Annotated in this window: 19 protein-coding genes and 1 pseudogene; 14 read left to right on the plus strand and 6 right to left on the minus strand. The window is 71.9% G+C overall.

Translation table 11 applies throughout. The features are described 5' to 3' along the window. Positions 1-290 precede the first annotated feature (290 nt). Both ACFWEP_RS08635 and lysA read left to right on the plus strand, forming a co-directional pair. Entirely contained in the window at positions 291-740 is a 450-nt protein-coding gene (locus tag ACFWEP_RS08635) for an SAV_915 family protein (protein ID WP_387367687.1), read from the plus strand. Positions 741-752: 12 nt separating this feature from the next. After that, positions 753-2,231, plus strand: coding sequence for a diaminopimelate decarboxylase (gene lysA / locus ACFWEP_RS08640; RefSeq protein ID WP_387367690.1), 1,479 nt, complete (start codon positions 753-755; stop codon positions 2,229-2,231). 78 nt (positions 2,232-2,309) lie between these two features. On the opposite strand, the gene ACFWEP_RS08645 is transcribed toward lysA, so the two are convergent. Further along, complete coding sequence (locus ACFWEP_RS08645) at positions 2,310-3,383, minus strand: PucR family transcriptional regulator (RefSeq protein WP_387367693.1); 1,074 nt, start codon at positions 3,381-3,383, stop codon at positions 2,310-2,312. Positions 3,384-3,765: 382 nt separating this feature from the next. Here ACFWEP_RS08645 and ACFWEP_RS08650 point away from each other — a divergent pair, with 382 nt between their 5' ends. The 3 genes from ACFWEP_RS08650 (at position 3,766) to ACFWEP_RS08660 (ending at position 7,673) form a co-directional block, all read left to right on the plus strand. Further along, positions 3,766-5,790, plus strand: coding sequence for an NAD-binding protein (locus tag ACFWEP_RS08650; RefSeq protein WP_387367696.1), 2,025 nt, complete (start codon positions 3,766-3,768; stop codon positions 5,788-5,790). A 192-nt stretch (positions 5,791-5,982) separates the two neighbouring features. Next, on the plus strand, positions 5,983-6,810 hold the full coding sequence (locus tag ACFWEP_RS08655; protein ID WP_387367699.1) for an alpha/beta fold hydrolase: 828 nt from the start codon (positions 5,983-5,985) through the stop codon (positions 6,808-6,810). 77 nt (positions 6,811-6,887) lie between these two features. After that, on the plus strand, positions 6,888-7,673 hold the full coding sequence (locus ACFWEP_RS08660) for a class I SAM-dependent methyltransferase (protein ID WP_387367702.1): 786 nt from the start codon (positions 6,888-6,890) through the stop codon (positions 7,671-7,673). A 21-nt stretch (positions 7,674-7,694) separates the two neighbouring features. Here the strand turns inward: ACFWEP_RS08660 and trpS are convergent, their stop codons facing one another. After that, positions 7,695-8,807 carry a tryptophan--tRNA ligase gene (gene trpS, locus ACFWEP_RS08665; RefSeq protein ID WP_387367705.1) on the minus strand — a complete coding sequence of 371 codons (1,113 nt, stop codon included), beginning with the start codon at positions 8,805-8,807 and terminating at the stop codon, positions 7,695-7,697. A gap of 484 nt (positions 8,808-9,291) precedes the next feature. Here trpS and ACFWEP_RS08670 point away from each other — a divergent pair, with 484 nt between their 5' ends. The 3 genes from ACFWEP_RS08670 (at position 9,292) to ACFWEP_RS08680 (ending at position 11,616) form a co-directional block, all read left to right on the plus strand. Then, positions 9,292-10,380, plus strand: coding sequence for an LLM class flavin-dependent oxidoreductase (locus ACFWEP_RS08670; protein ID WP_387367708.1), 1,089 nt, complete (start codon positions 9,292-9,294; stop codon positions 10,378-10,380). A gap of 5 nt (positions 10,381-10,385) precedes the next feature. After that, positions 10,386-11,069, plus strand: coding sequence for an FMN reductase (locus ACFWEP_RS08675; protein ID WP_387367711.1), 684 nt, complete (start codon positions 10,386-10,388; stop codon positions 11,067-11,069). Positions 11,070-11,193: 124 nt separating this feature from the next. Further along, the gene (locus tag ACFWEP_RS08680; protein ID WP_387367714.1) at positions 11,194-11,616 is read left to right on the plus strand and encodes a universal stress protein; all 423 of its coding nucleotides are present in this window, start codon (positions 11,194-11,196) and stop codon (positions 11,614-11,616) included. A 321-nt stretch (positions 11,617-11,937) separates the two neighbouring features. Here the strand turns inward: ACFWEP_RS08680 and ACFWEP_RS08685 are convergent. Further along, positions 11,938-12,348 (minus strand): annotated as a pseudogene (locus ACFWEP_RS08685) (hypothetical protein); the annotation flags it as partial. A gap of 120 nt (positions 12,349-12,468) precedes the next feature. Here ACFWEP_RS08685 and ACFWEP_RS08690 point away from each other — a divergent pair. From ACFWEP_RS08690 to ACFWEP_RS08705, 4 genes are all read left to right on the plus strand, one after another. Next, a complete protein-coding gene (locus tag ACFWEP_RS08690; protein WP_387367717.1) occupies positions 12,469-13,332 on the plus strand; it encodes a hypothetical protein in 864 nt (287 codons plus the stop codon). A gap of 120 nt (positions 13,333-13,452) precedes the next feature. Next, a complete protein-coding gene (locus ACFWEP_RS08695; protein WP_387367720.1) occupies positions 13,453-14,442 on the plus strand; it encodes an NADP-dependent oxidoreductase in 990 nt (329 codons plus the stop codon). Positions 14,443-14,506: 64 nt separating this feature from the next. After that, a complete protein-coding gene (locus tag ACFWEP_RS08700) occupies positions 14,507-14,752 on the plus strand; it encodes a DUF2630 family protein (RefSeq protein ID WP_387367723.1) in 246 nt (81 codons plus the stop codon). 85 nt (positions 14,753-14,837) lie between these two features. Further along, a complete protein-coding gene (locus ACFWEP_RS08705; RefSeq protein WP_387367756.1) occupies positions 14,838-16,757 on the plus strand; it encodes an FUSC family protein in 1,920 nt (639 codons plus the stop codon). A gap of 74 nt (positions 16,758-16,831) precedes the next feature. Here the strand turns inward: ACFWEP_RS08705 and ACFWEP_RS08710 are convergent, their stop codons facing one another. Then, the gene (locus ACFWEP_RS08710) at positions 16,832-17,245 is read right to left on the minus strand and encodes an RNA-binding S4 domain-containing protein (protein ID WP_387367725.1); all 414 of its coding nucleotides are present in this window, start codon (positions 17,243-17,245) and stop codon (positions 16,832-16,834) included. Positions 17,246-17,741: 496 nt separating this feature from the next. Here ACFWEP_RS08710 and ACFWEP_RS08715 point away from each other — a divergent pair, with 496 nt between their 5' ends. Together ACFWEP_RS08715 and metG are read left to right on the plus strand one after the other, a co-directional pair. Continuing rightward, complete coding sequence (locus ACFWEP_RS08715) at positions 17,742-19,340, plus strand: VWA domain-containing protein (RefSeq protein ID WP_387367728.1); 1,599 nt, start codon at positions 17,742-17,744, stop codon at positions 19,338-19,340. A 208-nt stretch (positions 19,341-19,548) separates the two neighbouring features. Next, positions 19,549-21,156, plus strand: a complete 1,608-nt coding sequence (gene metG / locus ACFWEP_RS08720; RefSeq protein ID WP_387367731.1) for a methionine--tRNA ligase — start codon at positions 19,549-19,551, stop codon at positions 21,154-21,156. Between the two features lie 135 nt (positions 21,157-21,291). Here the strand turns inward: metG and ACFWEP_RS08725 are convergent, their stop codons facing one another. Beyond that, entirely contained in the window at positions 21,292-22,116 is an 825-nt protein-coding gene (locus ACFWEP_RS08725; protein ID WP_387367734.1) for a L,D-transpeptidase family protein, read from the minus strand. Positions 22,117-22,454: 338 nt separating this feature from the next. Next, positions 22,455-24,272, minus strand: coding sequence for an aspartate--tRNA ligase (gene aspS, locus ACFWEP_RS08730; protein ID WP_387367737.1), 1,818 nt, complete (start codon positions 24,270-24,272; stop codon positions 22,455-22,457). Positions 24,273-24,435 lie beyond the last annotated feature (163 nt).

A 24,435-nucleotide genomic window follows, 5' to 3' on the forward strand; every position in this document is an offset into this window, starting at 1 on the left:
CGCCCGGGGTCGCGCGTTCCACTGCCCGGGAAGAGCCCCGGAAGAGCCCGGGAAGGCTCCGGGAACGGCCCCCGGAACGCTCCGGAAGGCTCCGGAAAGGGCCCCCGGAACGCTCCGGAAGACGCTGAAGAGGCACCCCGCGTCAGGGTCGCGTCAACGTGACCCCGGTCCGGCGTCAAGTACCCGTCAGGGCCCGGCGTCCACCCGCGCCACCTCCTGCCCGCGGACTTAGCGTCGAAGACGAACCGCCGGGTCGCGTCCGCGATCCGTGCCGACGCTTGGAGGGCACCATGGAAAGCGCGCTGCAGGACCCCGACCCCCTCGAACCCGTCCCGGCCGGACCTCCACTCGCATCCGTTCCGGCCGGGCCCCTGTTCGTACCCGTCCGGTCGGGTTCCGCCCGCTGCCCGTCGAGCGTCCGGGCGCTGTTCTTCCGCACCCCGCTCGGCGCGCGCACCGCCGTCGCGTTCACCTCTCAGAAGCGGCTCGTCGCCACCCTGGGCGCCGGACAGCGGTGGCTTCGCCTCAGCGAACCCGCCCTGCGCGCCCTCGCCGCGCCGCTCGGCGTCCGTACCCTCACCGTCGACCCGCAGCTCTCCGCGCCGCGCGCCGCCGATCCGCACCCCTCGGTGCCGCACACCGCCGCGCGGGCCGCCCACGCGCAACCCGCCGCGACCACGTCGGCCGCTCCCGCGCCGGCCGTCCCCGACGCCTGCGCGCTCGTCCGCCACGGACGCTGAAGGGACCGCACCATGACCACCACCCCGCTCGCCCCCGTCCCCACCCCCGCGCCGGCCGGGTCCCCAAGCCCCTCCGGCGCCCCCGCCCCGGCCGGGTCCCACGACCCGGCCGGGGAAGTCCGCGCCCCGGCCACCTCCCCGACCGGGCCCTCGGCCCTCGCCCCGTGCGCCTCCCCGGTGTGGCAGGCGTATCCGCAGGACGTCTGGCCCGCCTCCACCCGCCCCGGCCCGCACGGCGACATGACCGTGGGCGGGGTCTCCCTGACCGAGGCCGCCGACCGTTTCGGCACCCCGCTGTACGTGCTCGACGAACACGAGGTCCGCGACCGCTGCCGGACCTACCGGGCCGCCTTCCCGCCCGAAGAGGCGGACGTCGTCTACGCGGCGAAGGCGTTCCTGAGCCGGGCCGTCGTCCGGTGGATCAGGGAGGAGGGGCTCGGGCTCGACGTCTGCTCGGCCGGTGAACTCCTCCTCGCGATCAGCGCGGGCTTCCCCGCCGACCGGATCGTGCTCCACGGCAACGCCAAGAGTCCGGAAGACCTGAGCACCGCCGTGCGGCTCGGGGTGGGCAGGATCGTTCTCGACTCGACTTCCGAGATCGCACGCCTCGCCGCTCTGGTGCCGCACGGCACCCGCCAGCCCGTCATGATCCGTGTCGTGCCCGGCATTTCGGCCGGTGGCCACGCGTCGGTACGCACCGGCACGGACGACCAGAAGTTCGGCCTCTCCCTCATGGACGGATCGGCCCAGCACGCCATCGACCGCGTCCTCGGTCAGCCGGGGCTCGAACTCGTCGGGCTGCACTGCCACATCGGCTCGCAGATCACCTCGATCACGCCGTACGTGTCCGCCCTCCGCCGGATGGTGGGGCTCCTCGCCCGCACCCGGGACAAGCACGGGGTGGTGCTGCCCGAACTGGACATGGGCGGCGGGCACGGGATCGCCTACCGGGCGGGCGAACCCGCGCTCGACATCCCCGCGCTCGCCTCGCGCATCCGCGCCGAACTGGCCGCCGGCTGCGCACGGGCCATGCTGCCGGTACCCCGGCTGACCGTCGAACCCGGACGGGCGGTCATCGGCCCGGCGGGCGTCGCCGTGTACCGGGTGCTCGCTGTCAAACGCACCGGTACCCGCACCTTCGTCGCCGTCGACGGCGGCATGAGCGACAACCCGCGCCCGGCGCTGTACGGGGTGCGGTACGTGCCCCGCATGGTCGGACGGGCCTCGACCGCACCCGGGCTGATGATGACCGTGGTCGGCCGGCACTGCGAGGCCGGCGACGTCCTGGCCGACGCGGTCGAACTCCCCGGCGACGTGCACCCGGGCGATCTGCTGGCCGTCCCGGCGGCGGGGGCGTACCACCTGTCGATGGCTTCCGGGTACAACCTCGTCGGCCGGCCACCCGTGGTCGCCGTGTCGGAAGGCACCGCGAGGCTGCTCGTGCGCCGCGAGTCCCTCGACGACCTCCGGCGCAGGGACGTCGGGGTATGACGTCCGGGTGGTGTCCGGCGGAACACTCCCCCGCCGGACACCACCACCCGACCACCGCGTGGGTTTCGAGGTGCGGGTTCAGATCTCCTTCGCGGGCCAGTCCAGCAGCCGGGCGCCGATGACCGCCGTCTGGAGGGTGTAGCGGTGCACCGGGTCGGACGGGTCGGAGCCGGTCAGCTCGTGGATGCGCTCCAGCCGGTACGTCAGCGCCCGTACGCTCAGCGACAGACGGCGGGCGGTCTCCGCCGCCACGCACCCCGAGTCGAAGTACGCCGAGAGGGTCCGCAGCAGCGGTTCGGCACCGCCCCTGGCCTTCTGGAGCGGCCCCAGCCGGCTGCGCACCAGGTCCGCCATGGCCTGACGGTCCCGGGTCAGTACGGGATAGACCAGCAGGTCGGCCGCGTGCAGCACCGGATCGTCGAGCGCCATCCGCCGGGCGAGTTCGTGGGCCTCCAGAGCCTCGTCGTAGGACTGGACGACACCTCCCGGTCCGTGGTGCGAACGGCCGATGGCGACCTGGCCGCCACCGGTCGCCGAGCGGGACTGCTGGGCGAAGTGGAGCAGCACTTCCGGCCGGTTGCCCGGTGCGATGCAGACCAGACGGCCGTCCTTGGTCGTCAGCAGGATCTCCCGCCCACTGAACCGGGCCAGCATCGCCGCTTCCACACTGCGCGGCACCACGTCCGTCTCGGTGTACGCCGCCGGGCCCACGGCCACGGCGACCGCGTGCGCCCGCGAGAGGTGCAGGCCGAACCGGGTGGACCGCTCCGCGAGACGGCCGAGGTCGCTGCGCCCGTAGAGCAGGTCGTCGATGAACTCGCGCCGGGCCGCCTCCTCACGACGTACCGTCAGCCGCTGCGCCCCCTCGAATCCCTCGGCGAAGACGTCCACGGCCTGCTCCACGGCATGCAGCACCGCGTCGGTCGCGCCCATACCGCCCCGGGCCGCCGTGCGCGGCCAGTGCGCGCGGGTCTGAGCGAGGTGGAGGGCGATCAACTCGCGCAGCCGGAGCCCGGATTCCGCCGCTTCCCGGCCCAGGTCGCGGTGCTCCTCCAGCTCCTTGTGGGTCAACCGCCTCCCTGTCCCGGCCACCTCCTCCAGCACGCGGACGTAGTTCCCCAGCACCTCGACGGGTATGCGCGACTCCGCCATCAGCCCTCCCCCTCCCTCGTTTCCGTACATATATGTAACCCACAACCGTCCCTGCCGCCGCCCGGCAAGTCCGCCGCTCCAGGGCTGCCGGTTTCCGGCAGTGCGCCGGGACCCTTCCGGATGACACGATCCGTACGCACCGCACGGGGGAACGACCAGGTGCGACAACGGGGGGATGGACGGGGGAACGGCCCGGCGACCGGGTCCCACTACGGGGCTCGGTACCGGGTTCCCCGCTCCCCTCCCCGTCCGCGGACCGTCCGCCCGCTCCCCACCGCCGCCGCACGCGAGCCCGCGCCGCCCCACGCTCCTCCCCGCTCCCACAGGGCCATGCTCCGCGTCCGGATCGCCGAGTCCCGCACCGACCCGACAGGAGCACGGCATGCTGGGTTTCGTGTCCCCTCTACCCCAGCAGCCGCAGCGCCCCCAACGTCCGCCGGTATCCGGCCACATGGTGGTGTGCGGCGACGACGCACTCGCCCGACGACTCGCGGTGGAACTGCGTTACGTCTACGGAGAACGCGTCACCCTGATCCTCCCGCCCGGTCCGGACTCCGCACAGCCCGACCTCCCGATGAACCAACGGGCGCGTGCCTCCGCCCTGTTCGGCCGGATGTCCGCGGCGATGAGCCGCAACGGTGCCGGTTCCGCGCCCCTGGACGGCGTCGGGTCGGGCGACAGCGACACCAACGCCGGGGTGGAGCCCGTACTCATCCTGGAGGCGGCCGAGCCCTCGGACGACGCTCTGGAGGAGGCGGGTGTCGGCCGTGCCGCCGCCCTCGCCCTGGTCTACGAGGACGACGAACGCAATATCCGGGCCGCGCTCACCGCCCGGCGCCTCAACCCCCGGCTGCGCCTGGTGATCCGGCTCTACAACCGCAAGCTCGGCCTCCACCTGGAGACACTGCTCGACCAGGCCGCGGCCGTCGCGATACCCGGGCTCGACCCGGCCGCGCTGGACGCGAGCACCACGGTCCTCTCCGACGCCGACACGGTCGCCCCGGCCCTCGCCGCCACCGCACTGACAGGCAGCAGCAAGGTCGTCCAGGCCGAGGGAGTGCTGCTGCGAGCAGTCGAACGCACCCCGCCCGGCCCCGGCGAACACGCCGACCCGGGACTCTGCACCCTCGCGCTCCTCTCGTCCACCACCGTCGACCCGGCCGGCGCCGAAGGCTCCGACAGCAGCGGCGACGAAGGGCCGCGGCTGCTGCCCGACGAGCGGTCGGTGGCGGCGGCGACGGGGCGCGGCACCGTCGTCCTGGAGGCCGTCAGCCGGTCGGTCCCGGACCGGCCCGCCGTCCGGATCGGCGGCAGGGGCGCCCCACTGAGCCAGGTGTTCTCGCGGCGGCTGCGCTGGTCGGCGCTGGGGGTCGCGGCAGCGGTCGTCTGCCTGGCGGTGGCCTCGGTACGGACGACCGGTGACAGCGCAGCGCACTCCGTGTACCTGACCCTGCTCGACCTCGTCGCCATGGGAGACCCGGCGGAGGACACGGCCCCCTCCGCGCGCAAGATCATCCAGCTGCTGTCGGGGGTGGCCGGGCTCCTGCTGCTGCCCCTGCTGATCGCGGCGGTGCTGGAGGCCTTCGGCACCCTGCGTACAGCCTCCTCGCTGCGTCGTCCGCCACGCGGCCTCTCCGGTCATGTGGTCCTGCTCGGCCTGGGCAAGATCGGCACCCGGGTCCTCGTACGCCTCCGCGAACTCGGTATCCCCGTGGTCGTCGTGGAGGAGGACCCGAACGCCCGGGGCATCCCGGTGGCCCGCTCCCTGCACGTACCGACCGTCATCGGCGACGTCACCCAGGAAGGCGTGCTGGAAGCGGCCAAGATCGGCCGGGCCCGTGCACTGCTCGCCCTGACCAGCCGGGACACGACCAACCTCGAAGCGACGCTCTACGCCCGGTCGATCAAGCCCGACCTGCGGGTGGCGCTCCGTCTCTACGACGACGACTTCGCGACCGTCGTCTACCGCACCCTGCGCACCGCCCACCCGCAGGCCACCACCCGCTCCCGGTCGGTTACCCACCTGGCCGCCCCCTCCTTCGCCGTGGCGATGATGGGCCGGCAGATCCTCGGAGCCGTTCCGGTCGAGCGGAAGGTCATGCTCTTCGCCGCCCTGGTGGTGGGCGGACATCCGCAGCTGGAAGGCCACACCGTCGCGCAGGCGTTCCGGGCCGGCGCCTGGCGGGTGCTGGCCCTGGACACCACCCCGCTCGGTGACCGGGTACCCGATCTGGCCGCCGCACCCCCTTACGACACCGGAAGACGGCAGCAGCGCACCTCCGGGCTGATCTGGGACCTCCCGCCCGGGTACGTGCTCAACGCCGAGGACCGGGTGGTGATCGCCGCGACCCGGCGCGGTCTGGCCGAGCTGCTCCGCCGCCAGCGCTCAGGGGCCGGACGGCGCTGAACACCGGTGGGAGACGGGACTCGAATCCGGGAGCTGTCCCGTTTCACGTGAAACATGGGCACACCCGGACGGACGCGCCCCCAGGCCGCGCCCCTCACCCGTTCGGCCCAGAAACGCTCCCCGTCGATTGTTCCGTCATGCGGTAATGGGCCGTGTTGTCCCCGTACGCACATCGCAGGAGAGGGGAAGTTCATGCCCGTCTGCACCACGCGCGACGGAGTCGAGATCTTCTACAAGGACTGGGGCAAGGGACGGCCCGTCGTCTTCATCCACGGCTGGCCGCTGAACGGCGACGCCTGGCAGGACCAGCTCAAGGCCGTCGCGGATGCCGGCTACCGCGGCATCGCCCACGACCGCCGGGGCCACGGCCGGTCCACCCCGGTGTGGGACGGCTACGACTTCGACACCTTCGCCGACGACCTCGACGACCTGATCACCCAGCTCGATCTGCGGGACGTCACCCTCGTCGCGCACTCCATGGGAGGTGGCGAACTGGCCCGGTACATCGGCCGGCACGGCACCGGTCGGATCAGGTCCACCGTCCTGCTCTCGGCGATCCCGCCCCTGATGCTCCAGGGGCCGGACAACCCGGAGGGCGTCCCGCAGAGCGTCTTCGACGACATCAAGAAGGGCATCCTGACGGAACGCTCACAGTTCTGGAAGGACACCGCGGTGGGGTTCCACTCCGCCAACCGAGAGGGCACCAAGGCCACCCAGGGCAACAAGGACGCGTTCTGGTACATGGCCATGGCCGAGACCATCGAGGGGGCGGTCGCCTGCGTCGACGCCTTCGCCTCGACGGACTTCCACGAGGACCTGAAGAAGTTCGACGTCCCCACCCTCGTCGTGCACGGCGACGACGACCAGGTCGTCCCGATCGACGCCACCGGCCGCAAGACGGCGAAGCTGGTGAAGGACGCCACGCTGAAGGTCTACGAGGGCGGCTCGCACGGCATCGCACTGGTGCCGGGCGACAAGGAGAAGTTCAACAAGGACCTGCTGGACTTCCTCGAGAAGTGATCCGGGAGCGGCGGAACGGAGACGGGAACAGGCCCCACTCCCGGTGGGGCCGACCCGTGGCGTGCCAAACTGCGCCGATGTTCTCGGACGCGGACGCCGCAGCCCTGTACGACGTGGTGAGTCCCTGGGACCCCGGAGCCTGGCCCGCCGACGCCTTCTACGAGGCGCTGGTCGGCAACGCGGACTCCGTCCTGGACGTGGGCTGCGGCACTGGTGCGATGCTCGTCCGGGCCCGGGAGCAGGGACACACCGGCCGTCTCGTCGGACTCGAACCGGACAGGGCCGCGCTGGCCCGGGCCCGGCGCCGCACCGACATCGAATGGATCGAGGGCACGGCGGCCGACGCGGACCGGGGCCACGTGCGCGGGCCCGGCCCGCAGGGCGGCCCGTCCGGCTTCGAGCTGGTCACGATGGTGAGCCACGCGTTCCAGTGCCTGGTGACCGACGACGCGCTGCGGGCTTCCCTGGACGCGATCCACGCCGCGCTGCGCCCCGGCGGGCTGTTCGCCTTCGAGACCCGCCACCCTCGCGCCCGTGCCTGGCAGAGCTGGACTCCGGAACACGCCTCCACCGTGGAGGACCCGTCGAGGCGCAGGCTCCGCGTCTGGCACGAGGTCGAGTCGGCGGAGGACGGCGTGGTGGCCTTCACGAGCACCACCGCGAGCGCCGGGCCCGACGCCACCGTGCTCCGCACGGACCACGCACGGCTGCGCTTCCTCGACGAGGCTCCGCTGGACGGTTTCCTCGCCGAGGCGGGCTTCCTCGTGGAAGGCCGGTACGGGGACTGGGACCGCACCCCGGTCACGGCGACGAGCCGCGAGATCATCACGCTGGCCCGCCGCCCCGCCCTGTCCCGCCGATAGCCCACGAACCGCGCGGCGGGGCTACCGCAGCGTGCCCATCGCCTCCCGCACCTCCTCCAGGGTGCGTTCGGCGATCTCGTTGGCGCGCGCGTTCCCGGCCCGCAGCACGGACCGCACGTACCCCATGTCCCGCGCGTACTCCGCGCGCCGGGCCCGGATGGGCGCGAGCCGGGTGTTGACGGCCTCCGTCACGGTCCGCTTGAGCATCGCCGCCCCGCCGCCGCCGATCTCCTCGGCGATGTCGTGGGGGTCGAGGTCCCGGCAGAGCGCGGCGAGCAGCACGAGGTTGGAGACGGCGGGGCGGCTCTCGGGGTCGTAGGAGACGTTCCGGTCGGCGTCGGTCTTCGCCCCCTTGATCAGCCGGGCGGTCTCGTCGGCGGTCGCGCCGAGGGCGATGGCGTTGCCGCGGCTCTTGCTCATCTTCCCGCCGTCCGTGCCGAGCAGGAGCGGGGCGGCGGAGAGCAGGGCGTCGGGCTGCGGGAAGACCGGCGCGTACCGCTCGCCGAAGCGGCGGGCGATGGTCCGGGTGAGCTCCAGGTGCGGCAACTGGTCCTGGCCCACCGGGACGAGGTTGCCCTTGCAGAAGAGGATGTCGGCGGCCTGGTGGACGGGATACGTGTACATCAGGCCGCTCACCGAGGCCTGGCGGGAGTGGGCGATCTCGTCCTTGACGGTGGGATTGCGGCCCAGTTCGGCCACCGACACCAGGCTCAGGAAGGGCAGCAGCAGCTGGTTCAGGGCGGGCACGGCGCTGTGGTTGAAGATCGTCGAACGCGAGGGGTCGATACCGATGGCGAGGTAGTCGAGCAGCAGCCCCTCCATCGTCCCGGCGAGCCGGTCGACCACGTCCCGGTCGGTCAGTGCCTGGTAGTCGGGGATCAGCACGAAGACCTCCACACCCAGGTCTTGGAGCCGGACCCGGTTGTGGAGGGTGCCGAAGTAGTGCCCGAGGTGGAGGGGGCCGGTCGGCCGGTCCCCGGTCACCACGCGGAAGCGGTCGGGAGCGGCGGCGATCTCCCGCTCCAGTTCGGCACCGCGCCGGAGCGCGCCGGCCACGGCGGACGGGGGAAGCGGGGAGGCGGCGGACGTGCCGGAGCCCGGGAGCGGGCTCGTGAGCGGCGGAACGGTGGTCATGGGATCTCTCCTCGCGAGGTGCGACTGCGTGGAGGACGGCCCGCCGGTGGAGCTGATCCGTGTCCCTGCCGCACACGCCGTACGCGCTGCGGGCGCCGTACCGCGGGAACAGAGAAGGGCCGTCCATGTCGAACGGCCCTGGTTCCGTGCAGAAGGGGTGCCGCTCCTAGGAGGAGCGCCACCAGTTCCGGCACGGTACGGAGGTCATGGGCCGAGTGTAACGCGCGCCCCTTCGCGCGCCCCGGGAAAAGGGCGGCCCGCCACCTCGGGAACGGGTCACCGCCCGCGGTTCCGGTCCTCCGGCCACGGGCCCGGCGGCGCCCGGTTCCGCCCGCCGGCAGCCGGCACGGTCCAGGAGGGTTCCCTCACGGGCGACAGGTCGTGCGCGGACGGAATAGCCAGGGATGGGTCCCCGTTGTAGGGTGGGACCAGTTAGTTCAAGCTTCAACAACATTGAAGCGACAGAGCACAGGAGGCGGGCGCCATGCAGTTCGGGATCTTCACCGTCGGGGACGTCACCACCGATCCGACGACCGGCCGGACTCCGTCCGAGAACGAGCGGATCAAGGCGACCCTGGCCATCGCGCAGAAGGCCGAGGAAGTCGGCCTGGACGTCTTCGCGACCGGCGAGCACCACAACCCTCCGTTCGTCCCGTCGTCGCCGACCACGACGCTCGCCTACATCGCAGCCCGCACCGAGAAGCTCATCCTCTCGACCTCCACCACGCTGATCACGACGAACGACCCGGTGAAGATCGCCGAGGACTACGCCACCCTCCAGCACCTCGCGGACGGCCGCATCGATCTGATGATGGGCCGCGGCAACACCGGCCCGGTCTACCCGTGGTTCGGCAAGGACATCCGCCAGGGCATCCCGCTCGCCATCGAGAACTACGCCCTGCTGCACAAGCTGTGGCGCGAGGACGTCGTGGACTGGGAGGGGAAGTTCCGCACTCCGCTGCAGTCCTTCACCGCCACCCCGCGCCCGCTCGACGGCGTGCCGCCGTTCGTCTGGCACGGCTCGATCCGCTCCCCCGAGATCGCCGAACAGGCCGCGTACTACGGCGACGGGTTCTTCCACAACAACATCTTCTGGCCGATGTCCCACACCAAGAAGATGGTCGAGCTCTACCGGCAGCGGTACGCCCACTACGGCCACGGCACCCCCGACCAGGCCATCGTGGGACTGGGCGGCCAGGTGTTCATGGCCAAGAACTCCCAGGACGCCGTCAAGCAGTTCCGCCCGTACTTCGACAACGCCCCGGTCTACGGCCACGGCCCGACGCTGGAGGACTTCACCCGCGAGACGCCGCTGACCGTCGGCTCCCCGCAGGAGGTCATCGAGCGCACCCTTTCCTTCCGTGACACCGTCGGCGACTACCAGCGCCAGCTGTTCCTGATGGACCACGCCGGGCTCCCGCTCAAGACGGTCCTGGAGCAGCTCGACATCCTCGGCGAAGAAGTGGTCCCCGTGCTCCGCAAGGAGTTCGCCGCCCTGCGCCCCGCAGGTGTCCCGGACGCCCCCGTCCACCCGGCCGTCACCGCCGCCCGCACCGCCTCGAAGGAGGTCTGACCGTCATGACAGCACCCGCCGGCCCCACCGGCTTCACCACCACCCCGCTCCGGATCGTCGCCGTGTCGGCCGGGCTGAGTCAGCCGTCCTCGACCCGGATGCTGGCCGACCGGCTGGCGTCCGCCGCCCGGGAGCAGCTGGAGACCGGGCAGGACCGCCAGGTCGAGGTACGCGTGATCGAGCTGCGCGACCTGGCCGTCGACATCGCGAAGAACCTGGTCACCGGCTTCCCCCCGGCCGACCTGCGGGAAGCCGTCGACGCGGTGGCCGAGGCGGACGGGCTGATCGCGGTGACCCCCGTGTTCAGCGCCTCGTACAGCGGTCTCTTCAAGTCGTTCTTCGACCTGATCGAGAACACCGCACTGACCGGGAAGCCGGTCGTGATCGCCGCGACCGGCGGCTCGGCCCGGCACTCGCTCGTCCTGGAACACGCCATGCGACCGCTCTTCGCCTACCTGCGGGCCGTGACCGTACCGACGTCGGTGTACGCGGCGTCGGAGGACTGGGGCTCGTCCGGCGACGCGTACACGGACGGCCTGCCGTCCCGCATCCGGCGGGCCGGCGGCGAACTGGCCTCGGCCGTCCTGGGCCGTACCGTCTCCGGGGCTTCCCGGTCGCTGGGGCTGGACGACGGGCTCGACGCGATCGTGCCGTTCGCGCAGCAGCTCGCCGACCTGCGGCTCGACTGATCCGGGCACTCCCCTCGGGGACGCGTCGCACGGACACGCACACGCGGGCACCCAGCCCTGACATCCCAAATGTCCGGTCTGCTGAGAGTGTGGACCGGACATCGGACCGAGCGGGAGGCAGAACATGGGCAGGATCGTCGTAGGCGTGGACGGCTCGGCATCGTCGATCAAGGCACTGCACTGGGCAGTCCGCCAGGGCGAGCTGACCGGCGACACCGTCGAAGCCGTCAACAGCTGGGAGTACCCCGCCACCAGCTGGGCTTCGATGATGCCGGGCATGCCGGAGGACTTCGACCCGCAGGCCCTGGCGACCGTCTCCCTCACGGAGGCCCTGGAAGAGGCGCTCGGCGCGGAGCGCGCGGCGGGGGTCAGCAAGGTCGTGGTGATCGGCAACCCGGCCCAGAACCTCATCGACCGGGCGCAGGGCGCGAACTTGCTGGTGGTCGGCGCACGGGGCTACAGCGGATTCAAGGCGACCCTGCTGGGCTCGGTCAGCCTCCACGTCACCCAGAACGCACCCTGCCCGGTGACCGTCGTACGCGACTGAGAGCCGGCGGACGGCGACGAGAAGCCGAGACACGAGGCGAGGGCGGTCCCGCAGGGGGCCGCCCTCATGGCCGCCGTCGCGCTCCGGACGTGACGCCCCGCGTACCCGGCCCTCACCGGGAAGGCCCCTCTCACCGGGGCCGTCCCTCATGGACAGTCAGCCGAGGCCCTCACCGGTCCGGTCGTTCCGGCGGCCGATTCGGCGCCGGCCCGCACTCGGCTCGGTGGAGGGCCTGTCGGTGATGCGGTGGGCGGTTCTGTCGGTGGCCCGGTAGATCGTCCCGCCGGTGGTGCGGTCGGTGGTCCTCTCCTCCGGCCAGTCCTCCCGCGAGTAGAAGAAGTAGTACATGGCGAGACCCACCGGGACGCCGACCACCAGACCGAGGATGGTCGAGCGCAGCACACTGGTGTCGGTCAGACTCACCAGGAACCCGATCGCGGACGCCGTCAGCGCCCCGTAAGCCGCCGCCCGCGCCTCGCGCGGGATCACGTACTGGAACCGGGCCAGGGCGAAACAGAGCACGGCGAACGCGACACCGGCGGCGAAGCCCAGTGCCACCTGTCCGCCCGTGCTCGGGCCGCCGTCGCGCCGGATGAACGCGGCGTAGAAGCCGTAGATGACGCCCAGGAGCACGGGCACCGCCCAGGACATCGCGGTGTGGTGATGGGCCGGCGTCCGGGCACGCGGTGCCCCGGTCCTCGACCCGGCGGGCATGGCTGCGTGTGTGGCCATGGCGGAGAGCTCCTTCCGTCGCCCCCTTTTGACTCCAGCGCACACCCGGCCGCGCCACCCGGCAACTCGAATGGACGACGGCCCGGGGCGCGGGACCGGCCGCCGGGATTCCCTGAGGGGATGCGGACCTCTCTCGTCGCGACCCTGTCGGCCGTGCTGCTCGTCCTGCTCGCCGTCCTGGTGCCGCTGAGCGCGCTCTCCGCCTGGGTCGACCTGGAGATCGACGACACCGACCGGTACGTGGCGGCCGTCTCCCCGCTCTCCTCGGACCCCGCGGTGCGCGAGACCGTCGCCGACCTCATCACCGACGAGGCGATGAAGCAGATCGACCTGGGCGCGCTTCAGGACGCGATGCGGGACTTCCTGCACCAGGGCGTGCTGTCGTTCACCACGACGGACGCGTTCCGTTCGGCGTGGGACGCGGCGAACCGCACCGCCCACGAGTCGATCACGGCCGCTCTCGACGGGGACTCCGGCGAGGCGGTGACCATCGACCTGGCCCCGGTGATCGAGCAGGTGAAGAAGGAGCTGGAGAACAACGGGGTGCCGTTCGCCGACCAGATCCCCGTCGAGCACACCGAACTCACCGTCCTCTCCGGGGACCGCGCCGACCACGTGCGCGAGGCGTTCGGATGGCTGCGGTACGCCAGCGTCTGGCCGGCCGTGGCCACCCTGGTCCTCCTCGTGCTGGTGGTGGGGCTGGCCACGGTCCGGGGCGGCCGCCGCGCCGGTCTCTTCGCCACCGCCGTCGCGGGCGGCGGACTCGTCCTGGGCGCGGTCGTGCTGCGGGTCCTGATGGCGGTGGGCCGCTCCGAGGTGCTGGACGCGGTGCCGGACAGCGACCGGGACGGTGCGGCGGCGATCTCCGACGCGCTGACCGCCTCGCTGCGCACCACGTTCTGGTGGCTCCTGGGGGTGGGCGCGGTGCTGCTGGTGGCCGGCCTCACCGCCCGGTACCTGCTGACCCCGCGCCGTCCGCGGTGACGCGGAGACGGCCCGGCCGCCCCGGTCCACGCACCGGCCGGGGCGCCCCCGACGTGCGGCACGGAACGGGCCGGGCGAGAGTGGGAGCCTGATCGCCGGGGGTGACTGGGAGGTTGCCGTATGCGTGCCGTCGCCGTCACCGCGTTCCCCTCGGAGGCCGAGCTCGTCGAACTCCCCAAGCCCGATCCGGCACCGGGCGAGGTGCGGGTACGCGTCGAGTACGCGGCCCTCAACCCGGGCGACTGGCAGCGCGCCGACGATCCGGCGGCCCGCTCGTCCTCCCGGGGCTTCCCGCACGTGCTCGGGGTGGACTTCGCCGGCCGGGTGGACATGATCGGCCGCGGCCCCAGCCGTTTCCGGGTGGGTGACCCGGTGTTCGGCCGGGTCGCCCACCCCCTGCCCGGCGGGGGCGCCTACGCCGATTACGTATCGGTGCACCAGGACTCGCCGATCGCCCCGGTCCCGACCGGACTGTCCCTCAAGGCCGCCGCCGCGCTGCCGACAGCCGGGACGGCCGCGTGCCAGATCCTGGCCGCCACCGGTGCAGGTGAGGGCGAGTCCCTGCTGATCGTCGGAGCGGCGGGCGGCATCGGCAGCTACCTCACCCAGCTCGCCTCCGCCCGGGGCGTCCACGTGCTCGCCGCCGTACGCGGCGACGAACGCCGCAGGATGGCCATCCTCGGGGCCACCCGCACCCTGGACGTCTCGGCCGGACCGGAATCGCTCCTCGCCGCCGTACGGGAGCTGTACCCCCACGGGGTGAACGCCCTCGCCGACCTCGTCTCCGAAACCCCGCAGGCCTTCGCTGCGCACGCCGCGCTCGTCCGGGAGGGCGGAGTCGTCCTCACCACCCGTGGCGCCACCGACGGCCCCGGAAACCCTGCGCAGCACGGCGGCCCGCCCCCCGTCGACTTCCGGCTCGCCCCGTCCGCCCTCCTGCTCGACGCCCTCGCGGCGGCCGTGACCAGTGGGGCGTTCGTCGTCCCCATCGACATCGAACTGCCCCTGGAGAAGGCACCCGAGGCGCTCGCGCAGAACCGCGCGGGCGGCGCCCGGGGCAAGACGGTCTTCGCCCTGGGACCCAGCGGCGCCGGACACCACCACCGGTAGCCCGCCCCCGCTCCAGCGCCCCCGCCCGGCTCGCTCCCACTCGCCCCGCCCGGAAGGAACCCCCGTGCCCGACAACGACATCCTCGCGAACATCGACGAACTCGTCGCCGAGGAGCGGTCCCTGCGCGACCGGTCCTCCGGCGCCCTCGGCCTGACCGCGGAGGAGAAGATCAGGTTGCGTACGGTGGAGGTCCAACTCGATCAGTGCTGGGACCTGTTGCGGCAGCGCCGCGCGCTCAGCGAGTACGGCGAAGACCCCTCAAAGGCCCGAGTACGCCCGGCCGACGAAGTGGAGGGGTACCAGAGCTGAGCCGCCCGGCCAGCACCCACAGGGTCCCTGAGGAGAGTGAGCAGTGGCCACGGCCGACGCCGTCACCAGCACCGGAAAGCGACGCGTGACACCGCCGCCCTGGCTTCTGAACGGGCTCCGCCCACAGCCCACACCGATCCCCTGGGCGGCCGTGCTCCGCGCCTCCGTCGCCATGGCCGCACCGCTCGCCGTCGGCTTCGCCGCCGACCGCCCCTCCTACGGCGCCCTCGTGTCCATGGGGGCGCTCTCCGGTGTCATCGGCGACACCGCCGACGCCTACCGGATGCGCATCTTCAACATCGCCGTGCCGCAGCTCTTCGGCGCCCTCGGTGTCACCCTCGGCTCACTCGTGTACGGAACCGGCTGGGCCGCAGTGGGCGTGCTGACCGCCCTCGCACTGGTCTCCGGGATGATGTCGACGATCGGCGCCGTGGCATCCGTCTCCGGCCTGCTTCTCCTCCTCAACTCCGTGATCGGCGCCGGTCTCCCGATGCCCGACCCCTGGTGGGTCGCCCCGCTGCTGCTCGCGTTCGGCGGACTGGTGGTGCTGGCGCTCGCCCTTCTCTCGTGGCCCTTCCGCCGCAGGCTCCCCGAACGCGCCGCGGTCGCCCGCACCTACCGCTCGGTCGCCGCCCTGCTGCAGGCCGCCGGAACCCCCGCGTACGAACTGCACCGCCAGGACGTCACCGAGAGCCTCAACACCTCCTACGACCTGATCCTCGCCCGCCGGGCCCGCTACCACGGCCGCAGCCCCGCCATGGTGCGGACGCTCTCCCAGCTCAACGTCGTGATCCCGCTCGTCGAAGCGGCACCCGCCGCCCACGGCGAGGGCCGCCCCCTGCCCGACGCCGTCCCGGCAGCCGTACGCGCACTGGCGGACGACATCGAACGGGGCCGCACCGGACGCCCCGAACCCGAACTTCCCGCGCCCGTTTCGCCCGCCACCCACGCCGTGGACAGCGCGCTGCGCCATACCGCGACCGTCGTGCACCGGGCGGACCCCGACCCCTACAACGTGGACGACCGGCTCGGCCGGCCCGCCGCCCTGCGCGTCCGGATCCGCCGGTCACTGAGGTCCGTACTGCTCTCCGAAGCGTCCTGGCGCTACGGGCTGCGCCTCGCCCTGTGCATCGGGCTGGCCCAGGCGCTCACCTCGCTCATCCCGGTGGAGCGCTCCTACTGGGTCGCGCTGACCGTCACCTTCGTCCTCAAGCCGGACTACGGCTCCGTGTTCTCCCGCGCCGTACTCCGGGCCGTGGGCACCACCGCCGGGCTGGTCGTCGCCGCTCCCGTACTGGCCGAAGTACCGGCCGGCTGGTGGTTCGTCCCGGCGATGGTGGTGCTGGCCGCGCTGATCCCGGCGCTGACGGCGAAGGGGTACGCGTTCCAGACCGCGGCCGTCACGCCGCCCATCCTGCTGCTCTCCGACCTCCTCAACCACCAAGGCCTCGACCTGGTCCCGCCGCGCTTCCTCGACAGCCTGCTCGGCTGCGCGATCGTGCTGGTGGCCGGCTATCTGCTCTGGCCGGAGAGCTGGCACACCCGCGTCGGCGACCGGCTCGCGGACGCGGTGGAGGACATCGCCGACTACGTCGCCTACGCCTTCGACTTCACCAGCGAGCACGACCGGGCCGAGCGGGTCCGCGCGCGCCGGCGGCTCTACCGCGACCTGTCGGCCGTGCGCTCCGAGTTCCAGCGCGCCCTCACCGAACCGCCGCCCATGGGCACGCGCGCGGCGGCCTGGTGGCCGCTGGTCGTGGCGGTCGAGCGCATCGTCGACGCCGCAACAGCGGCCCGGGTACGGCTGAATCACGGCGCCCCGCCACCCGTACCCGGCGAAGCCATCATGATCGAGGGCCAGTTGCGGGAGCTGGCCGCCGGAATCCGCTCCAGCGAAACCCTGGTGGGGGTGCGGGCCGACCTCTCCGGCGTGGAGGAGAGCGTGCTCGGCCCGCTCTGCCGAGAAGTCGCGGCAGCCCGAGCCATCGCCTCACCGCAGCCTTGAGGCTGTTTCACGTGAAACACGGAGAGTGAACAAGGGCCACGGCCCGCTCCACCGGCGGAGGGAAGAGACCGTGTTCAGTGCGGACCGGCGTCCCGGCCACCGTGCAACCGGTCCATCTCGCGGCGGTCGCGCTTGGTCGGCCGACCGGTACCCCGGTCACGGACGGGAACCTGGAGCGCCAGTTCACGCGGCGGCGGGGGCGGGCTGCTGTCGACGAAGCACTCCACCGCCACCGGTGCACCGACGCGCTTCTTCACGATCTTCGACACGGTGACGATCCGGTCCCGGCCCTCGTGCCGCAGCCGCACCTCGTCACCGATCCGCACGGACTGCGCGGGCTTCGCACGTTCCCCCGCGACCTTGACGTGCCCGGCACGACAGGCGGCGGCCGCCTGCGCCCGGGTCTTCGTCAACCGGACCGACCAGATCCACACATCGACCCGGACACTTCCTGCCGTCTGCGGAGCCTCACCGGAAACCGAAACCATGGTCCGACTGTAACGGGGGAGCCCGACGCGCGAAGACCGCTGCCGGAACGGACCACCGGGCGTCCCGGCAGACCCGGGACGTGTGCGCACCGTGACGAGGTACGTCCGTCCGGGTGTTGAGGAACAAGTCCATGAACCTGTGGCGAAGTCCGCCTGCCCGCCGAACTCTTGGGTTCTCACCAAGGGTTGTCCCGCAATTCGTGGTGGATCGGTGCACGGCGTCAGATGCGGTGCGTCGCAAGGCGGAGGAGCGTCCGCATACTGGATGTAGCGGGACGTTCCGACAACGCGGCGAGGTGCCGTAGCTGTCGTCGCGCACCCGCCAGGAATCGCGGGACAGCCCTTAGGAAACGGTTGCGCGTCGGTTCACCCGCGTGCGGGCCGGACAGCCGAACGGCCTGATCCGGCCGCTAACCTTACGTATCCGTCCTGGCCAGGGATGATTTTCCACGGGTCGGACATATCCCGCACCCAACTCACGCGAAAGGCCTCGCCCATGGGCATTCGGAGCTTGCTGCGCAAGGTGTTCGGCCGGGAGCAGGACGAGCCGACCACGGCCACCGTTCCTCCTCAGGGTGAGCGCGCCCGATCGACGGAGCCGGAATCGGACGCGGTCCAGGAGAGCGTTCCCGCTGCCGAACCCAAGGTGACCGTTCCCGCGCCCGCCGCATCCCCTCTCTCCTCCGCCTCGCGCTCCTCCTCGGACGCGGGTACGAGCGGGTCGGCCGCTACGAACGGGGAAGACCGGCCGGACAAGGGCCACGCGGCCGAGCTGGTGGCCGCCGCCTTCGACCAGCCGTCCGCCACCGCGACGCCGACGGTCCCCGCCCAGAACACGGGCCCCAAGCCCGCGTCAGAGACGAAGCCCGCGCCCGAGACCGTGCCGGCCGCCGAAGCGGAAGCCGAGCCGACACCGGCGGCCGAGCCGACACCGGCGGCCGAGGTGAAGCCGGCTGCCGAGCCGGAGGCCGAGACCGAGCCCGCGCCGGTCGCCGAGTCAAAGCCGGTCGCCGAGACCGAGAGCGCGGACGCCGCGGTCATCGAGCCGGAGATCCTCGCCGCCGCCATCACCATCGACATGGACCCCGAGCCCGAGCCCGAAGCAGCACCGGCGCCGAACGGGAGCGCCGACGCCCCGAAGGCGGAGACCCCCGAGGCAGCCGAGACCCCCGAGGCAGCCAAGGCCGCCAAAGCCGAGGGTGCGGAGAAGGCCGCCGAGGCCGCCCTCGACGCGATCATCATCGACTACGAGCCCGAACCGGCCGCCGAAACGCCCGCCCCCGAGGCAGCGGCCCCGGCCGTCCCGGAACCCGCGGTCGCGCCCGAGGCGGCAGTGGAAGCCCAGGCTGCCCCCGCCACCCCGGAACCTGCGACAGTCCCGGAGGCCACCCCGGCCACCACCGCCAAGTCCGCCACCTCGCTCGCCCGGGTGAAGTCGCGTGCCCCCGGGCTGGTCGCCCCGTACAAGTCCGCTCAGGCCGCGCTGAAGGCCGAGGGGCTGACCGGACTGCGGGCCTCCGTCTATCTGGTACTCGACCGCTCGGGCTCGATGCGGCCGTTCTACAGGGACGGCAGCGCACAGCACCTGGGCGACCGCACGCTGGCCCTCGCCGCGCACCTGGACGAAGGCGCCTCGGTCGACGTGGTCTTCTTCTCCACCGACATCGACGGCACCGGAACGGTCGCGCTCGAAGGCCACGAGGGCCGTATCGACGCGCTGAACGCCGGTCTGGGACGCCTGGGGCGGACCCACTACCACCGGGCCGTCGAAGAGGTCGTCTCCCACTACGAGAAGTCCGGCGCCACCGGCCCCGCGCTGGTCGTCTTCCAGACGGACGGCCCGCCGGACGCCAAGGTCGCGGCCAAGCAGGCACTGACCGAGGCCGCGCGGCTGCCGCTCTTCTTCCAGTTCGTCGCGTTCGGCGACCACGACGCGAAGGGCTTCGACTTCCTGCGGAAGCTGGACGCCGAGCACGCCGGCTTCTTCCACGCCGGCCCGGCGCCCGCCACGATCCCGGACGCCACGTTCTACCGGGAGATCCTCGCCGGGCTCCCCGCCTGGATCGCGGCCCGGTCGGGCGGCTCCGCCGGCTGACCCCGGCAGCCGCAGAGTACCCACGCACCGCGCGCACCGCGCACCTGAACCACCGCTCCACCGCACGTCACGGCGGGCCCGGTCACCGGGCCCGCCGTCCGCGTCCGCGGACGAACCGGCCGCTCCCGGGGCCCACCAGGCTCCGGTCCACGGTGGGAGAGGAATAAGAAGGCGGGGGAACCCCGTGCGGACCGTTAGGATTTTGACCATGGCGGCCACTGGATCCGAGAAGCAGGGAGAGACGTCGTTCTACGTCTCCACCCCCATTTACTACGTCAACGACGCTCCTCACCTGGGCCACGCCTACACGACCGTCGCAGGCGACGTGCTCACGCGCTGGCACCGCCAGCGCGGCGAGAAGGTGTGGTACCTCACCGGCACGGACGAGCACGGTCAGAAGATCATGCGCACGGCCGATCAGCACGGCGTCACCCCGCAGGCCTGGTGCGACAAGCTCGTCGAAGAGGCGTGGAAGCCCCTCTGGGAGCACCTCAACATCGCGAACGACGACTTCATCCGCACCACGGAGAAGCGTCACACCGACCGGGTGCAGGAGTTCGTCCAGGACTTGTACGACAAGGACGAGATCTACAAGGGCGGGTACGAAGGCCCGTACTGCGTGGGCTGCGAGGAGTACAAGCTCCCCGGGGACCTCATCCAGGCCGAGGACGGCACTCCGCTGTGCCCGATCCACAAGAAGCCGGTGGAGATCCTCAAGGAGGAGAACTACTTCTTCAAGCTGAGCGAGTACGGCCCGAAGCTGCTGGAGTTCTACGAGGCCAACCCGGGCTTCATCCAGCCGGAGTCCGCCCGCAACGAGGTCGTCAACTTCGTCAAGCAGGGCCTCCAGGACCTCTCGATCTCCCGCTCGACCTTCGACTGGGGTGTCCCGGTGCCGTGGGACGAGAAGCACGTCATCTACGTGTGGGTCGACGCCCTGCTCAACTACGCGTCGGCGGTCGGCTACGGCGCCAACCAGGAGAAGTTCGACGCGACCTTCCCGGCCAACGTCCACCTGGTCGGCAAGGACATCCTCCGTTTCCACGCGGTGATCTGGCCCGCGATGCTGATGGCTCAGGGCCTTCCGCTGCCGGGCCGGGTCGCGGCCAACGGCTGGCTGATGGTCGGCGGCGAGAAGATGTCGAAGTCGAACCTGACCGGCATCAAGCCGCAGGACCTGACCTCGCACTTCGGCGTGGACGCGTACCGCTGGTACTTCCTGCGCGCCATCGCCTTCGGCAGCGACGGCTCCTTCTCGTGGGAGGACTTCTCGGCCCGCTACACCTCCGAGCTCGCCAACGACTACGGCAACCTCGCCTCCCGCGTGGCCGCCATGATCGGCAAGTACTTCGGCGGCACGCTCCCGGAGGCGACCGCCGCCGGTGACGCCGAGCAAGCGGTCCAGGAGGGTCTCGCGAAGGCCGTCGCCACGTCGGACCTGAAGATCGGCGAGGAGCTCGACTTCCAGGCCGGCATCCTGGCGATCTTCGACTTCGTGAAGCAGGTCAACGGCTACATCACGGAGCAGGAGCCGTGGAAGGTCGCCAAGGACACCTCCCCCGAGGGGCAGGCCCGTCTCGCGACGATCCTGTACACGGCGTCCGAGGCGCTGCGCGGTGTCGCGGTGCTGCTGAACCCGGTGATGCCCGAGACCTCGCAGAAGCTGTGGGAGTCGCTCGGCGCCGAGCCCTCCCTGGGGGCCCTGGCCGACCAGCGGGTCCAGGACGCGGGCACCTGGGGCCGGCTGCCCGCCGGCGCCACGGTCACCAAGGGCGCGGTGCTCTTCCCTCGCCTGGAGGAGAAGCCGGCCGCGTAGCCGGTACACGGCCGTACGCGGCCCGGCCGCACGCAGCGGACACACCGGAAGGGCGGGACCCCCGTGGCCCCGCCCTTCCGGCGTACCCGGGTCCTGACGTCCGCCGGGCGGCGCACGTCGGGGCCCGGGTACGTGTCAGCGGGCCAGTGACGCCTTGTCGCCCATCACGATGACCGGCTTCTTCTCCGGGTCGAGCGTGAGCAGCAGCTCCTTCATCCGGTCCTCGGAGACCGAGACACAGCCCTGGGTCGGCCCGCCGTGGTCCACGTGGATCCAGATGCCGCCGCCCCGGTCCTCGCCGAGCGGGCGTTCGTGGTCGATCGGGCTGACGCCTTCAACGCGGTTGTAGTTGATGGCCACGACGTAGTCGAAGGAGCCGGCGAGCGGCTCACCGAAGAATCCGTCTCCCTCCACCGCGAAGTACTCCTCCTCGTCGTAGGGGAGCAGCGCGCCCGGGTCGGGCAGCTTGCCGCCCGCGTCGGTGAGGCCGAACACGCCGACGGGGGACCGGAGGTCCCCCGCGTAGTGCTCGTCGGTCCATCCCTCCATGCCGTTGTGGGCGGCCCAGGGTTCGAAGACGGGCGTCCAGCTCCGGTCCGGGGCGTCCCGGGCGTACAGGACGGCGGTGGACTCGTTGGAGTCCGCGCCCTGGCCCGTCACGACGAACGCCTGCCGGGCGTCGACCGGGATCTGCGCACGGGTCCCGGGTCCCAGCCCCGGGATCTCCAGGATCCGTACGGGCGGGGCGGGCGGGGCGGGAGCGGCCGAGGCACCGGCGGGCCCCCGGCTGCCCTCGTCGTCCGACCGGACTCCGGCCACCGCCTTCGGCGGGGCTCCCGAAGTGGTGTGGCCGCCGCAGCCGGTGAGCACCAGGAGCAACGCGAAGACCGTGGCGACGAGCAGACGGGACCGCCGCCGGCGTGGCGCAGCGCGGGTGACGGTGCCCGGGCGGAGGCGCACGTCCGGGCTCGGGGCGACGCCCCGGCGGAATACGGGGGGAGTGGACGGACGGGGGGAGACACGCGGACAGGGGGAGACGGACACGGGGCGGGCTCCTGAGTGGTTCTGACTGACGGCCTCTCAGAAGCCACTCTTCGCCGCGCCCGGCCCTCGCGAATCCGGGCGGGGGCCATCCGGCGGTACACCCGTCCACGCGTTACCACGGCGGCCGGCGAGCAGGGGGCTACGACGCCCCGGAACGACGGAACAGCCCCCGACCGGTCGATCGGGGGCTGTTTCACGTGAAACGTGGCGGACGGCGGGCGCGTGACGCCTGAGGCGGCGGCTACCCCGTCACGCTACTTCTCGGTCTTCTCCGCGGCGGCGGTCTCGGCCTTGGCGGCCTCGCCCTTCGACACGGCGGCCGGCTTGCGGAGCTGGATGTTCAGCTCGCGCAGACGGGCCTCGTCCAGCACGGTCGGGGCACCCATCATCAGGTCCTGGGCGTTGCCGTTGAGCGGGAAGGCGATCGTCTCGCGGATGTTCGGCTCGTCGGCGAGCAGCATCACGATGCGGTCGACACCCGGGGCGATGCCACCGTGCGGCGGGGCGCCGAGGCGGAAGGCGCGCAGCATGCCCGCGAACTCCTGCTCCACGGTCTCGCGGTCGTAGCCGGCGATCTCGAAGGCCTTGAGCATCAGCTCGGGCTCGTGGTTGCGGATCGCGCCGGAGGACAGCTCGATGCCGTTGCAGACGATGTCGTACTGCCAGGCGAGGATGTCCAGCGGGTCCTTCGTCTCCAGGTCCTCCAGGCCGCCCTGGGGCATCGAGAAGGGGTTGTGCGAGAAGTCGATCTTGCCCGTCTCCTCGTCCTTCTCGTACATCGGGAAGTCGACGATCCAGCAGAACCGGAAGACGCCCTCCTCGAAGTGACCGGAGCGCTTGGCCGTCTCGACGCGGACGGCCGACATGATCTTGGAGACCTCGTCGAACTCGCCGGCGCCGAAGAAGATCGCGTGGCCCGGGACGAGCGAGAGACGGTCGGTGAGCGTCTTGACGTCGTCCTCGGTGAGGAACTTGGCGATCGGACCGGCCAGCGTGCCGTCCTCGCCGACGCGGACCCAGGCAAGGCCCTTGGCGCCGTGCTCGACGGCGTACTCGCCGAGGCCGTCGAAGAACTTGCGGGACTGACCGGCGGTGTCCGGGACGGGCAGCGCGCGGACGTGCTTGCCGGCGAACGCCTTGAACCCGGAGTCGGCGAAGACGTCCGAGATGTCGACGAGCTCCAGCTTGGCGCGGAGGTCGGGCTTGTCGTTGCCGTACTTCAGCATCGACTCGCGGAACGGGATGCGCGGGAACGGCGAGGTGACCTCGCGGCCGTTGCCGAATTCGGTGAAGAGCTCGGTCATCAGCTTCTCGATCGGCTGGAAGACGTCCTCCTGCTCGACGAACGACATCTCGACGTCGAGCTGGTAGAACTCGCCCGGCGAACGGTCGGCACGGGCGTCCTCGTCGCGGAAACAGGGCGCGATCTGGAAGTAGCGGTCGAAGCCGGAGATCATCAGCAGCTGCTTGAACTGCTGCGGGGCCTGCGGCAGCGCGTAGAACTTGCCGGGGTTGAGTCGCGACGGCACGACGAAGTCACGGGCGCCCTCGGGGGAGGTCGCGGTGAGGATCGGGGTTGCCATCTCGTTGAAGCCGAGGGCCACCATCTTCGAGCGGATGGAGGCGATCACGGCCGAGCGCAGCATGATGTTGCGGTGCATGCGCTCGCGGCGCAGGTCGAGGAAGCGGTACTCCAGGCGGCGCTCCTCGTTCACACCGTCCTCGGTGTTGATCGTGAAGGGCAGCGGGGCCGCCTCGCCGAGCACCTCGACCTCGGTGACCTCGATCTCGATCTCACCGGTCGGGAGCTCCGGGTTCACGTTCTCGGCACCGCGCGCGGAGACCTTGCCGTCGATCCGGACGACGGTCTCCTTGGTCAGCTTCGAGAGCGCCTCGTTCCCCGGGGTGCCGGGACGGGCGACGAGCTGGACCAAGCCGTAGTGGTCGCGGAGATCGATGAAGAGGATGCCGCCCAGGTCTCGGCGATTGTGCAGCCAGCCGCTCAGCCGGACGTCGGTGCCGACGTCAGAGGCGCGGAGCTCGCCGCAGGTGTGGGACCTGTACCGATGCATCGTCGTTCATCCAGTCTTCGCGGTTGGGGTCTGTGAGCCACCCCAGGCTACCGCCCGGAGCCCGGCCACTTCATTGCCATAAGCACTTCAAGATCATCCGGAGCCGTCGCGCGGCCTCGGGAGGCCCGCCGGGCACCCGGGGGACGGACCTCGCCACGTCGGT

The organism is Streptomyces sp. NPDC060198, assembly GCF_042728415.1.
Classification (GTDB): domain Bacteria; phylum Actinomycetota; class Actinomycetes; order Streptomycetales; family Streptomycetaceae; genus Streptomyces.